The 14,073-nt window shown below is 59.4% G+C and carries 10 protein-coding genes; 4 read left to right on the top strand and 6 right to left on the bottom strand.

The features are described 5' to 3' along the window. The first annotated feature begins 95 nt into the window (after nucleotides 1–95). The 3 genes from cobT to ACR0C3_RS08060 all read left to right on the top strand — a co-directional run bounded on the left by cobT (nucleotide 96) and on the right by ACR0C3_RS08060 (nucleotide 4,249). Nucleotides 96–1,973 (top strand): cobaltochelatase subunit CobT, encoded by a 1,878-nt coding sequence (cobT, locus tag ACR0C3_RS08070; protein WP_480758002.1) that lies wholly within the window; start codon nucleotides 96–98, stop codon nucleotides 1,971–1,973. 83 nt (nucleotides 1,974–2,056) lie between these two features. Beyond that, nucleotides 2,057–3,847, top strand: coding sequence for an aminopeptidase P family protein (locus ACR0C3_RS08065; RefSeq protein ID WP_480758001.1), 1,791 nt, complete (start codon nucleotides 2,057–2,059; stop codon nucleotides 3,845–3,847). Nucleotides 3,848–3,907: 60 nt separating this feature from the next. Continuing rightward, the gene (locus tag ACR0C3_RS08060) at nucleotides 3,908–4,249 is read left to right on the top strand and encodes a DUF427 domain-containing protein (protein ID WP_170768043.1); all 342 of its coding nucleotides are present in this window, start codon (nucleotides 3,908–3,910) and stop codon (nucleotides 4,247–4,249) included. 26 nt (nucleotides 4,250–4,275) lie between these two features. Here the strand turns inward: ACR0C3_RS08060 and ACR0C3_RS08055 are convergent, their stop codons facing one another. Further along, complete coding sequence (locus ACR0C3_RS08055; protein ID WP_480758000.1) at nucleotides 4,276–4,941, bottom strand: outer membrane protein; 666 nt, start codon at nucleotides 4,939–4,941, stop codon at nucleotides 4,276–4,278. A 459-nt stretch (nucleotides 4,942–5,400) separates the two neighbouring features. Between ACR0C3_RS08055 and ACR0C3_RS08050 the strand changes: the two genes are divergently transcribed. Further along, a complete protein-coding gene (locus ACR0C3_RS08050) occupies nucleotides 5,401–6,768 on the top strand; it encodes a DUF3179 domain-containing protein (protein ID WP_480757999.1) in 1,368 nt (455 codons plus the stop codon). Here ACR0C3_RS08050 and ACR0C3_RS08045 read toward each other — a convergent pair. The 5 genes from ACR0C3_RS08045 to ftsZ form a co-directional block, all read right to left on the bottom strand. Then, nucleotides 6,765–8,450, bottom strand: a complete 1,686-nt coding sequence (locus ACR0C3_RS08045) for a chloride channel protein (protein ID WP_480757998.1) — start codon at nucleotides 8,448–8,450, stop codon at nucleotides 6,765–6,767. The genes ACR0C3_RS08050 and ACR0C3_RS08045 overlap by 4 nt on opposite strands. A gap of 100 nt (nucleotides 8,451–8,550) precedes the next feature. After that, nucleotides 8,551–10,200 (bottom strand): DNA repair protein RecN, encoded by a 1,650-nt coding sequence (gene recN / locus ACR0C3_RS08040; protein WP_480757997.1) that lies wholly within the window; start codon nucleotides 10,198–10,200, stop codon nucleotides 8,551–8,553. Between the two features lie 36 nt (nucleotides 10,201–10,236). Beyond that, complete coding sequence (locus ACR0C3_RS08035; protein WP_170375015.1) at nucleotides 10,237–11,100, bottom strand: outer membrane protein assembly factor BamD; 864 nt, start codon at nucleotides 11,098–11,100, stop codon at nucleotides 10,237–10,239. Between the two features lie 126 nt (nucleotides 11,101–11,226). Continuing rightward, a complete protein-coding gene (gene lpxC / locus ACR0C3_RS08030) occupies nucleotides 11,227–12,147 on the bottom strand; it encodes a UDP-3-O-acyl-N-acetylglucosamine deacetylase (RefSeq protein ID WP_480757996.1) in 921 nt (306 codons plus the stop codon). Between the two features lie 213 nt (nucleotides 12,148–12,360). Further along, nucleotides 12,361–13,962: a cell division protein FtsZ gene (gene ftsZ / locus ACR0C3_RS08025; RefSeq protein WP_480757995.1), complete on the bottom strand. Its 1,602-nt coding sequence runs from the start codon at nucleotides 13,960–13,962 to the stop codon at nucleotides 12,361–12,363. Nucleotides 13,963–14,073: the final 111 nt, after the last annotated feature.

Here is a 14,073-nt window from a genome sequence, read left to right as displayed (position 1 = left end):
CAATGCCTCCGGCGGAGGTATTTTTAGCCAGATGAAGGCGGATCCGGATTTCTGTTTAGTGGAAATCGGGACGGCAATGTGAAAGGCTTGGGGACATGGCACAAAAGAACGACAACCCTGCTGATCCGTTCAAGAAAGCTCTGGCCGAGGCCACCAAGGTCATGGCCGATGATCCGGAGCTTTCCGTAAGTTATACCGTCGATCCCTCGGGCCTTTCGGGTGAGGCAATGCGGTTGCCTCAGGTATCCCGCCGCATGACGCGCGAAGAGGTTTTGCTGGCGCGCGGAACTGCCGATGCCTTGGCCTTGCAGCGCCGCTATCACGATGACGCGACCCATATGCGCTATGCCCCGCCCGGAGATATGGCGCGGGACCTCTATGAAGCGATGGAAACCGCCCGGTGCGAGGCGATGGGTGCGCGGGATATGCCCGGTACGGCCTCAAACATTGATGTCAAGATCAGCCATGAAGCCCTACGGCGCGGCTACGACCAATGCAAGCAGCCGGCAGACGCGCCTTTGTCGGTTGCTGCGGGCTATTTGATCCGGCATCTGGCCACCGGGCGTGATCTGCCGCCGGCCGCCAACAATGTCATGAACCTCTGGCGTGGATACATTGAGGAACAGGCAGGCGGCACGCTTGAGAAGCTCGACGAAATCCTCTCGGACCAGGCAGAGTTCGCCAAGTTCACCCGTCAGGTGATCAAAGATCTGGGTTATGGCGACCAGCTGGGTGATGATCCTGATGAGCTGGACGAAGAACAGGAAGATCAGGCCGAGGAAAACGCAGAAGAGCAGCCCGACCCCGACAGCACCGGGCAGGATGATCAGGAGGAACAGGATCCTGACGCCACGCCCGAGCAGTCGCAAGAAGAACAGCAGGATCAATCTCAGGCCCAAGTCTCAATGGACGAGATGTCCGAGGACGAGATGGGCGATGAGGCCGAGATGCCCGAAGGCGAGGCTCCGCTGGAGCCGCCTGCCCCTCCGCCTGCGTCCGAGGCTGACCCGGAGTACAAGGTCTACCTGAACACGCATGACGAGGAGATCGCTGCCGAGGATTTGGCGGAACCTGCAGAACTGGAGCGGTTGCGCGCATATCTGGATCAGCAGCTTGAGCCGTTGAAGGGTGCGGTCAGTCGCTTGGCCAACAAGTTGCAGCGTCGCTTGCAGGCGCAACAGAACCGGTCGTGGGAGTTTGACCGCGAGGAAGGAATTCTGGACGCCGGTCGTTTGGCACGCGTGGTTGCCAACCCGACCACGCCGCTGAGCTTCAAGGTCGAAAAGGACACCGAATTCCGCGATACCGTAGTGACGCTGCTTCTGGACAACTCTGGGTCGATGCGTGGGCGTCCTATTTCGATTGCGGCCATATGCGCGGATGTTCTGGCCCGGACGCTGGAACGTTGCAACGTGAAGGTCGAAATCCTTGGCTTTACGACCCGCGCCTGGAAAGGCGGTCAGGCCCGTGAGGCTTGGTTGAATGCAGGCCGCCCGCAGCAGCCGGGACGTTTGAACGATCTGCGTCACATCATCTACAAGGGTGCCGATGCCCCATGGCGGCGGGCGCGGCCCAATCTGGGCTTGATGATGAAGGAAGGGCTGTTGAAGGAAAACATCGACGGTGAGGCGCTGGAATGGGCCCATCGCCGGATGCTGGCGCGGCGCGAGGCGCGTAAGATCCTGATGGTGATTTCCGACGGTGCTCCCGTCGATGATTCTACGCTCAGTGTGAACCCGGCGAACTATCTGGAGAAACACCTGCGCGACGTGATCGCCATGGTCGAAAAGCGCAAGATGGTGGAATTGCTGGCCATTGGGATCGGGCATGACGTGACACGGTACTACGATCGTGCGGTGACCATAACTGATGTAGAACAGCTGGCTGGTGCCATGACCGAACAGTTGGCGGCATTGTTCGACAGCGACCCGCGCGCGCGGGCCCGGGTGATGGGGATGAAAAGGGCCAGCTGAGGCTGGCCTTGCCTCCGCCGGGTATTTTTTCAAAAAGATAAAGAGGTGGCTTGCAACCACACTTTGGCTTGAGGGAGGCAGGTATGTTTCAGTCTTTTGAGGTGACAGCGCGACCCGAACAGGGACCTCCGCGATTGGCTGCTTTGCGGCAGGAACTAGAGCGCGAAGGTTTGGACGGTTTTCTGGTGCCGCGTGCGGATGCGCATCAGGGTGAGTATGTGGCCCCTCGGGACGAACGACTGGCGTGGCTGACCGGGTTCACTGGCTCGGCCGGGTTTTGCGCCGCGCTGCGGGACGTGGCCGGGGTGTTCATCGATGGGCGCTACCGGACGCAGGTCAAGGCGCAGGTTGCCGATGACTACACTCCGGTGCCCTGGCCCGATGTGAGCCTGAGCAGCTGGTTGAAACAGCAGTTGCCGAACGGGGGATCGGTCGGATTCGATCCATGGCTACATGCCGCCGGTCAGATCAAAGCCGCGCAGAAGGACCTTGAGGGAAGCGGGATTAAGTTGGTGCGCTGCGCCAATCTGGTGGACCGGATATGGCAGGATCAGCCTGCTCCTCCGATGAACCCGGTCAAGGTACATCCGATTGAGTTTGCAGGGGAAACCGCTGAGAGCAAAATCACCCGACTAGCCGAAGGCCTACTCGACGGTGGGCGAAGCGCAGCGGTGATCACCTTGCCCGACTCGATCATGTGGTTGTTGAACATTCGCGGCTCGGACATTGCTTACAACCCGGTCGCCCATGGCTTTGCCATTCTGCATGCGGACGGGCGTGTTGATCTGTTCATGGCCTCAGCAAAACTAGGCGAAGTGGGGGAGCATCTGGGCCCTCAGGTTTCGGTTCATGAGCCTGATGGATTTCTGGACGCTGTTGCTGCGCTGGCAGGCAAGGTTCAGGTCGATCCGGGCACAGTGCCTCAGATCGTTGCAGATGCGCTTGGGGACCGGATGGTTGATGGTGGCGACCCCTGCGCCCTGCCCAAAGCGCGCAAGAATCCCGCCGAGATCGCAGGCAGTGCCGAAGCCCATTTGCGCGATGCTGTTGCCGTCGTCGAAACGCTGGTCTGGCTGGATCAGCAAACGCCGGGGCAGATCAGCGAAACGCAGGTCGTGACCCGGTTGGAAGAAGCCCGTCGGCGGGACAACGCGCTGCAGGATATCTCATTCGACACCATCGCAGGAACCGGTCCCAATGGGGCGATCATGCACTACCGTGTGACTGAAGAGACCGACAGCACCTTGCAGGACGGTCATCTGTTGGTGCTGGACAGCGGCGGGCAGTATCTGGACGGCACCACTGACATCACGCGCACCATCGCGATTGGTGAGGTTGGTGAGACCGAGAAGGCCTGCTTTACCCGCGTTTTAAAAGGCATGATCGCCATGTCGATACTGCGCTGGCCGATTGGACTGGCCGGGCGCGATATCGAATGCGTGGCGCGCGCGCCGCTATGGCAGGCGGGGCAGGACTTCAACCATGGCGTCGGTCACGGGGTCGGCGCGTATCTGAGCGTGCATGAAGGCCCACAACGTCTGTCGCGCGTCAGTCATGTACCGTTTGAGCCCGGCATGATCCTGTCGAACGAACCCGGCTATTACCGCGAGGGCGCGTTTGGCATCCGGATCGAAAACCTGATTGTCGTGGAGGAAGCACCGTCGCTGCCCGACGGCGATGAGGAACGGGCCATGTTGCAGTGGCGCACGCTAACCTATGTGCCCATTGACCGCCGCCTGATCCTGGTCGACTTGTTGACCGCACAAGAACGGGATTGGCTGAACAGCTATCACCGCGACGTTGCGGAAAAAATCAGGCCAAGGCTGGGCGAGGACGCTCAACTGTGGTTGGATGCCGCAACTGCGCCAGTCTGACATCAGACTGTCACATAAAATGGGCAAAGGAGAAGCCCTGATAAGAACGAGGGAAAAGACATGGTTGAAATCACGATCACCGAAGCACCCGGCAAATGGAGCGTCCGCTCTGGTGGGGCCATTCTGGGCGAAAGTTCAAACGCGCTAGAGCTGCGCGAAGGTGATCTGGAACCCGTGATCTATTTCCCGCGTTCTGACATCGCGATGGCCTTCCTGGACCGTACAGACAAGGTGATCCACTGCCCGCACAAAGGCGATGCCACGCATTTCTCGATCGTGAACAAATCCTCGGTCACCGAAAACGCGGCCTGGAGCTTCGAGACCCCCGGCAAGGAGGCGGCGGGCCTCAAAGACTATCTGGCTTTCTATCCGGTGGACTCGATCAAGGTCGAACAGATTTGAGGGCCGGAAGTACTTAGTTACGTCTGTCAGAAACTGTAGCTGTACCCAAAAATGAGCGAGTGCGACGAGTAGCGGCCATCCGTGAGATCTGTTGGGATGAACACTTGGGTCGTGGCGAAATCAAGATCGCCGGTCGTCTTGTAACGGTACCCGATGTCGATGTTTCCGCGTTCCCCTACTTGGAAGCGGCCACCAAACCCCAATTGCCCTGCAATAGCGGTGTCACTGTCATCGACCAATGTGACGCCAGCACCGGACTGACCGTCGTGGGAAACCCGCGCAAACCCAATCCCCCCGCCAACATAGGGTTTGAACCTGCCTTGGACCGGGATGTCATACCAGAGGTTTACCATCCCGAATGTCGCATCAAAGCTTCCGTCGTACTGGGTGAACGGGCGGCCGATTTCCTTTGTATCATTCGAGGCGTGTGAAAGTTCGAATTCGGCCCGCAGATTTGGCGCGACCTTCATTCCGACGGCAAGACCGTAGGAGATTCCAGTGTCGGTTGTGATGGTGCCTTGACCGACCACGATTGAAGGAACCGTTTGAAAGAAATCAAAATCATAGTCGCCCATATCGGTAATACCGAGAAAGCCCGTGACATACGGAGCCTCCTGCGCTCGAGCTGGGACAGCATCAATCATCGAGATCGCAACCGCCGCTGTCAGCCAAGAAAATCGTTCGTAGGACATGTCCAAACCTCAATCAGAGTGACTTTCATGAGAAGTTAGTCAATTAGGCTAGGAGACACCGCACTTTCAGACAACGTGTTCAATTCAAAGAGAAGCCCATAGTGGCCCGCCCGCCACCAAAACCTCATGAGTTTTTGTCGGCCAGTGTCGACGCGAGCAAAGAGGTGCGATCAAAATCGTACGCATACCCAGGAAGTCCGACCCCAACACATAGAAAATTGGCAAAGCGGTGAACTGTGCGAGGGAGAGGCGCCCATGCCAGCCAAAGCGCGCGACGCGGCTAACTGCTAGGCATCGCATTGGTCATGGGAAATCTGCTCTGAAAATACCCTCTCTGTTTTTCAGACCTCTCCCCACAAATCAACGATCGCGGGTGATCACGCGCCAATCACGCAGCTGTTTCATGCAAGGCGGTGCATTTGCCCTCATACTAAGCGCGAAAAAGGATCGGAGGGTGCCATGCCTGTTTCTCGTCGCCAATTTGTTGGAATGGTCGGAGCCAGCGCGCTGGCGCCTGCCACAAGCTGGGCGCAGGAAGACCCTGTGCTGGACGCGCTGCACAGCACGTTGCGCGGCGGTCGTACGGATTTCGAAGCCAAGATGGCCTTTCTGGTAAAGCGTGGGAACCCGGATGTGGTTCCTGCGCTGTTGACCGCCATGCGTTTCACCGACCGGCGGCGGGACGATATCGTCGAGGTGATGGAAACTCTGACCCGCGAGCGACTCGGCACCGACTGGTTCGACTGGATGCTCTGGCAAGAGCAGAACCCTCAGATCGTCCCCCACCCCTCATTGATCCTGTTCAAGCGCGAGGTCCTGCTGCGGATCGACGACAATTTCGACATGTTCCTGCGTCCCGAATACCTGCAGCGCGAGCGGATGAAGATCCGGCTGGAGGAAATCACCTGGGGCGGCGTACGCAAGGATGGCATCCCTTCACTGGACAATCCGAAGCTGATCTCGGCCTCCGACGCCGACTATCTGAAAGATAATGATCTGGTCTTTGGGGTCTCGATCAACGGCGACGTGCGCGCGTACCCGCTGCGGATCATGGGCTGGCACGAGATGTTCAACGAGGTGATCGGCGGCGTGCCGGTGGCGCTGGCCTATTGCACCCTGTGCGGGTCGGGCATCTTGTTTGAGACGCAAGTGCCGGGGCGGCGGAAACCGTTTGTCTTCGGTTCCTCGGGGTTCCTGTATCGCTCGAACAAGCTGATGTTCGACCGCGAGACGCACTCGCTGTGGAACCAGTATACCGGCAAGCCCGTGGTCGGCCCGTTGGTCGACAGCGGGATCGAGCTGAAGCAGCGCCCCGTGGTGATCACGACCTGGGACAGCTGGAAAACCTCTCACCCGGACACGCGCGTCTTGTCGCTCAGCACCGGGCATCGTCGCAACTATGGCTCGGGCGTGGTGTATCGCGAGTATTTCGCCTCGCCCGAGTTGATGTTCCCAGCTTTGGTGGATCAGTCCGAGCATCGCCAGAAAGACTACATTTTCACCATCCGCCAGTTCGGCGCCGCGCGGGCCTGGCCGCTGGACGCCTTCGACAGAACTCGTGTGATTAACGATGCAATCGCGGATCGACCTTTGGTTCTGATCGGCAACTCAGACCGCCGGACAGTGCGCGCCTACGAGCGTGCGGGCCACCGGTTCAAAGCATCAGGCGGAGGTCTGGTCGATGAGAGCGGTCGCAAATGGACCTTGTCTGAAGAGATGCTGGTCGGACCGGATGGCACACAATTGCCGCGCGTGGCCGGGCATATCTCTTATTGGTTCGCGTGGGACAACTACCTGGGCGACGCGGCGAGCGTGTATAACGGCTAGGAGTGTTCCTCGGCCGCTGTCGCAGCCAGCGCCCGGTTATAGGCCTTTAGAACGTCGATGTGATAGAGCGCGCCAACCGGCGTCTCTGTCCCGTTTTCGTCCATGACAATCACGGGGATACAAGGAATATCATCGCGGTCAAAATAGGGCATCGCCGCCTCGAGTGTCGCGCTTGCCTTGACGCAGAGGCCTTTTTCGATCAGCGCCCGCGCTTCCTCCTTGGTGATCGAGCGCGCATCGCCAATCGGTCGCATCACAGCCCCAGCGCGCAGCATAGCCAACAGATAGGCCTGTGGTCCCGCCGCCAGATGCACATTGCGACGCTCAAGCTGAGTCAGGAAGAACGACCGGTCTACAAGGCGCGAGGCCAAAGCCGTGGACATCGACACTGATACCATCACAGCCAGACCGATCTGCCAGTCTCCGGTCAATTCGAACACGATCAAAGTGGTCGAGATCGGCGCGCCCAGAACCGCTGCAGCCACGGCCCCCATACCGGCAAAAGCGTAAAGGGTATGGGTACCCGACACATCCGGCAGCAATCCGGTGGCGATCAGCCCAAAGGCCAGCCCAGTCAGCGCTCCAATCATCAGAGAAGGCGAAAACACCCCTCCCCCCATGCGCCCGCCCATGGTAATTGCAACCGCCACTGTCTTGAGGACCGCAAACAGGATCGCTGTGGTCAGCACCAGATCGCCGGTCAGAGCGCGGATCGTCGTTTCATACCCAACGCCAATGATATGCGGGAACCAGATGGCCAAAAGGCCCAGCATCGCGCCCGAAACCGCCGGGCGCAGCCATCCGGGCAGGGAAAGTCGGGCTTGAACATGATTGCCGAAATCCTCGGCGAAAAAGATCGAGCGCATCAGAAGCAAGGATACCAACCCGCAGATCAGCCCGAGGATTAGGAAGGCAGGCAGTTCGACGTAGAATTGCAATGAACCGGGAGTATCCAACGTGAACTCGGTAACGTCGCCATATTCCAGCCGGTTGATCACCGTTCCCGCGACCGAGGCAATGACGATGGGCGCAAAGGCGTGGACGGCGAAGTGGCGCAGAACGACTTCAAGCGCAAATAGCGCGCCTGCGATGGGCGCATTAAAGCTGGCCGAGACCGCAGCGGCCACAGCGCATCCAAGCAGGTCGCGCCCGGTGATTCCGTCCGCATGGATGCGGTCGCTGACCCAGGTCGAGATGACCCCGGCCATATGGACCACCGGCCCTTCCCGCCCTGTGGAGCCACCTGTACTGAGTGTGATCAGCGAGGCGAACAACGAAGCGACGCCAGCCTTGGTCTCGACCCGTCCATCGCTGACCGCCGCCCCTTCGATCACATCCGCGACCGAACGGACACGGCCATCGTCGGTAAAACGCGTGAGGATCAGCCCCACGATCACCCCACCGATGATCGGAATGATCAGCACGATGAACCAAGGCAGCTTCTCGGCGTGGCTGTGCAGCAGCAGGATATCCTCAGTATCGTAGATATAGGCCTGCAGCCCACGGATCGCCTTGCGGAACCCAAGCGCCATGAACCCAGCCGCGATCCCGATCGCCAGGGCGATAAACCAGAACTGGATCTGGCTTGGCCCCCGCCGACGCATCACCCGCCACGCATCCTTGATCGCGGCCAGAGCCTGATTGAGTTGGTTGCGCAGAACGGTGCGGGTTGATTGGGTCATTGGCCCTCGGGGATCGTAACTTATCCCTTAGTAAGCCACGGCGGGGTCTGAGAAAAGTAAGATAGCGACGATCAGGCCAGCAGAGTGCGCCAAAGACGCATTAAGCCTCCAACAAAGCCCGAGCCGCCGCGCGCGCCTCTTCTGTAATCGTATCGCCCGAGACCATGCGAGCAATTTCGTCCACGCGATCTATTTCGGCCAGCGGCACGACGGTCGAAAGCGTCTGGCCATCAGTGATCTGCTTCTGCACACGCCAATGATGTGCCGCGCGCGCTGCGACCTGAGGGGAATGCGTGACGACCAGAACCTGCCCGCCCTGCGCCAGAGACGCCAGCCTGCGGCCTACCGCATCCGCCGTTGCACCGCCCACACCCCGGTCGATCTCATCAAAGATCATGGTCCGGGCACTGTCATCGCCGGAAAGGCAAACTTTCAAGGCCAATAGAAAGCGGCTGAGTTCCCCGCCCGAGGCGATCTTGTTCAACGGCCCCGACGGTGCGCCAGGATTGGTGGCGACGGAAAAGGCCACCGCATCGGTACCCTCGGGTCCGGGATCACACGCGGTGAGTTCCGTCCGAAACACCGCGCGTTCCATTTTAAGCGGCGCAAGCTCGGCCATGACAGCCTGATCCAACTGTCCGGCCGCCGCTTGGCGCGCAGCACTGAGGTCTGCCGCAGCCGCATCATAGGTCGCCTGTGCGGCCTCAACCGCAGCACGTTGGTCGGCCAGATCGGCGTCACCCGCATCCAGCTTGCCCAGACGATCACGTAAAGTGTCGGCAAAGGTTCCCAAATCATCCGGGGCGACATCATGTTTTCGGGCCAGCGCGCGGATGGCGAACAAACGTTCCTCGGCGGCTTCCAGTTCGGCGGGGTTGAAGTCCAGCGCCTGAAGACAGGTATTCACACCGTCCTGCGCCTCGCCCAATTCGATCATGGCCCGGCCAAGCGCTGCAATCGGCTCCTCCAACTGGCCACCTGCAGAGTCCGACACGCCTTCGAGCCAACGTGTCGCATCCGAAATCGCGCCTTCGGCCCCGTCACCACCCAGCAGATCAAATGCGCGGGCGACATCGTCGCGGATACGCTCTGCCCCTTGCATCATGCGGCGGCGGGCATCGAGATCAGCGTCTTCTCCGGGTTGCGGATCGAGCTTGTCCAACTCGGCCACGGAATGGCGCAGGAATTCCTCTTCAGCGCGCATGGCTGCCAAAGCGGCCTCGGTCTCGGCCAGCGCTTTGCGGCTGCGCGACATCTCCGACCACGCCTGACGGACCTTGGCCAATAGTTCCGAGACCTGAGCGTAGTCATCCAGCAGAACACGGTGCCCACGAGGGTTCAACAATCCCCGGTCATCATGCTGCCCATGCAATTCGATCAGTGTTTCCGACAAAGCGCGGAGGACTTCACCTGAACAGCGGCGATCATTGACCCAAGCGGTTTTTCGGCCCTCTGCCGTGTTGACGCGGCGCAGGATCAATTCTTCACCAGCCGGCAAACCGGCCTCAGACAGAACAGCATGGGCGGGATGCCCTTCGGGCAATTCGAACTCGGCTACGACCTCGCCCTGTGCAGCGCCTTGGCGGACCAGCTCAGCCCGTCCACGCCATCCAAGGACGAAGCCCAGCGAGTCCAGAAGGATCGACTTGCCCGCGCCGGTTTCACCGGTCAACGCGTTCAAGCCCGGCTGAAAACTCAGTTCCAGCCGGTCAATGATCAGCATGTCGCGAATATCGAGGGCGCGCAGCATCGGGTCTTTAGCGTCCCAAGCCTGATGACATGGCGATTACAACCACTCACCTTTGATCGTCTGGCGATAGATCGTGCTGAGCCAGTTGTTACCACGGCTCTTCAGATCCAACCCACGCGAGGTCAGCAGCTTGTACCCGTCATCATACCATTCCGAGGATTGGTAGTTGTAGCCCAGGATCGCGCCCGCCGTCTGCGCCTCATCAAACAGGCCGAGGGACAGATACGCCTCGATCAGGCGATAAAGCGCCTCTGCGGTGTGAGAGGTGGTCTGGAAATCCTCGACCACGACACGGAACCGGTTGATGGCCGCGACGTAGTGATCCTGACGTAGGTAATAGCGCCCGATCTCCATCTCCTTGCCCGCCAGATGGTCAAAGGCTAGATCGAATTTCAGCACGGCCGAGGTGGTGTATTCGCTGTCCGGATAAACCTCGATCACGGTGCGCAGCGCTTGCAGGGCCTGAAAAGTCAGCCCCTGATCGCGGCCAACTTCGTCAATCTGGTCATAATAGCTGAGCGCCAGAAGATACTGCGCATAAGCCGCATCTTCGTCGGTTGGGTAAAAATCGATATAGCGCTGTGCCGCAGCACGGCTTTCCTCGTAATTCTTGTCGGCGTGGAACGAAAACGCCTGCATGATCAGCGCGCGTTTGGCCCAATCAGAATATGGATACAGACGCTCAACTTCCGAGAAATACCACGCCGCGTCGTCCGAGCGATTCTGCGACAGCTCATATTCACCGCGCGTATAGATTTGTTCCGGTGTGAACCCTTCAAGGTTCTGATCCCGATCCGCGCCTTTGCTACCGAACAGGCCTCCCCCGTTGCCGCAGGCGCTCAAAACTGCTGCCAGAAGAATCGCACTTGCGAGTCTGACTGCCGCTTTGTTGCCAACCATACCGCTCATCCTTAGTCGTCTTACTTACAGGATCCAAACCGGATCGAGCCTCGGTCTAGCACAGAAAATTCTGGTGCAAAACGCATTATCCACTTCCTGGCGGAAATGTCGTCAGAGTTGATCAGATTAGGCGACAGCAGGGATTTCGGCGGCAATAAGGCCCTGACCGGGCAGACGGGCGGCCTGCTCGGGGGTACAAAGGATCGGACGAACCGCGCCAGGTGTTTCGAACAATGTGCGCAACAGCGTGTTGGTCATGGAATGGCCCGACTTGTCGCCGATGAAGTGACCCAGAATCGGGCCACCAGCCAGATACAAATCACCCAGCGCATCCAGCATCTTGTGGCGCACAGCTTCATCCGCGTGGCGGAAACCGCCCGGTGTCAGAATCTCGCTGCCCTGAACGACCACAGCGTTTTCCAGCGTCCCGCCCAAAGCCAAGCCGTTCTCACGCATGGTTTCGACGTCGATCCTGCGGCAGAACGTGCGGCTATCGCTGAGTTCGCGCACGAAGGACCCGTTGCGCATGTCCAGCGTTTTCGTTTGGTTGCCGATGGCCGCATCTTCGAAATCGATGTGGAAGTCGATGATCAGCCCATCCGCAGGTTTGATCGAGGCGCTGGCCCCCTCACGAGACGCCGTCACAGGCTTCAGCACTTCGTAGGCCAGAACCGGGCTGGCCTGACGGCGCACGCCCTTCGCCATGATGCCGCGCACAAAGTCGATCGAGGATCCATCCATGATCGGAACTTCGGGCCCGTCAATTTCGATCAGAGCGTTGTGAACTCCGCACCCGGCAAGCGCTGCCATGATATGTTCAATGGTCGAGACGGAAACACCGGCCTCATTCACCAGACGGGTGCAAAGCGGTGTACGCTCGACCATATCGTAGACTGCAGGGATCAACGCATTGCCCAGCTCAATATCCGTCCGTTTGAACCAGATCCCGTGACCGGCGGCTGCCGGTTTCAGAACCATGATTGCAGGCTGACCGCCATGCAGTCCTACGCCTTTAAACGTAACCGGAGATTTGAGCGTATGTTGCAAAATGGGCCTCAGAGCGTGGTGTCCAGCCTATACGGGCTGTGTTGGACACTGAGTTAAGGAAGAGGCCCCTCAGGCTCAACTCACTCTTTGCAACTGAATGAAACATGAATGTGACAGATCGGCAAAACCCTGCTCAGGGCTATTTAAGATCCTGTAAATCATGAAAAAAGGGCCGCCTTTTGGCGACCCTTTACGATGATTTTGTTACCGCGATCAGTTGGCTTGACGGCGCAGGAAGGCCGGAATTTCGATGCGATCCTGATCCGGATCAGCCTCTTCCTGCACAGGTGCCGTGGCGTCAGCTTGGCGCATTTGCGGCTGATGACGCGGCGGTTGCGCAGGTGTATCTGCCGCGTGGCCGGTCATCCGGTCGATCAGACGATTGAACCCGAAGCGGGGGCGCTCTTCGTGTTCTGCCTGCGGCTGAGGAGCTGGTTCCTGAGGCCGAGTAGCCGTCAGACGTTGCGCCGCTGAGGGGACATTCTGAACTGCGGCCTGAAGGCGCTGCAGCGCCTCGGGCGAGGGGGTGCCGGCAGAATGCTGATGTGGCGCGGTATAGGTTTCGGGGGTCTCTTCAACCGGTTCCGGCTGCGGCTCGAACTCGGCCACGCGCGGCTGGTAGGCCGGGGGCGGAAGACCATCATCATCCTGCTCAACTTGCGGCTGGAACTGGCTCGGGGCCGGCTCTTCTGCCGCTTCGAACAGCGAAGGTTCACGGTTTTCGGTCTGAACCGGCGCGGCCTCGGCTGCGACGGGTGCCTCTTCCTGCACCGGCTCTTCAGCGGAAACAGTGCGCGTCAAAGGCTCGGACATCGAACGGCGCGCGAGCGGAACTTCCGAGGTCTTCTCGCTGGCGTCGATACCAGTGGCAACGACCGAAACGCGCATGCCGCCTTCCATTGCGGTATCAAGCGTCGAGCCAACGATAATGTTCGCCTCGGGGTCCACTTCCTCGCGAATGCGGTTGGCGGCTTCGTCCAGTTCGAACAGGGTCAAGTCGTGCGAACCGGTGATGTTGATCAACACACCCTTCGCGCCCTTGAGGCTGATTTCGTCCAGCAGCGGGTTGGCAATGGCTTTCTCGGCCGCCTGGATCGCGCGATCTTCACCGGTTGCCTCGCCTGTGCCCATCATCGCCTTGCCCATCTCGTCCATCACGGCGCGCACGTCCGCGAAATCGAGGTTGATCAGGCCCGGACGGACCATCAGATCGGTCACACCCTTTACACCCTGATACAGAACGTCGTCCGCCATCGAGAACGCCTCGGTGAAGGTCGTCTTTTCATTGGCCAAACGGAACAGGTTCTGGTTCGGGATGATGATCAGGGTATCGACAACCTTTTGCAGCGATTCAACGCCGTCTTCGGCCTGACGCATGCGCTTAGCGCCTTCGAACTGGAAGGGCTTGGTAACGACGCCAACGGTCAGAACGCCCAACTCACGCGCGGCCTGCGCGATGATCGGAGCAGCACCTGTCCCTGTGCCACCGCCCATACCGGCAGTGATGAAGCACATGTGCGCGCCCGCGAGATGGTCGACAATCTGTTCAATGCTTTCTTCTGCGGCAGCGGCCCCAACGGTCGGACGGGCCCCCGCCCCCAAACCTTCGGTGACCTTTACACCCAGCTGCACCCGCGCTGAGGACTGGCTTTGTTGCAGCGCCTGCGCGTCGGTGTTTGCAACGACGAAATCCACGCCGTCCAGCTGTTTTTCAATCATATTGTTGACTGCGTTACCGCCTGCGCCGCCAACGCCAAATACTGTAATCCGAGGCTTCAGTTCGTCGTGCCCGGGCATCGAAAGATTCAATGTCATGCTCTGTCCGCCTGTATTTTTGTTCCGCCAAAGCGGTGTTTTTCTTTACCTATCCATCTTCGATTCTAGCGATGTGATGCGTAAAGGTCACGTCAAAAATCACGCGATTCC

This window comes from Ruegeria sp. CK3 (assembly GCF_056536565.1).
The sequence above is the reverse complement of the archived record's forward strand: the minus strand, read 5'-3'. Positions and strand labels throughout refer to the sequence as shown.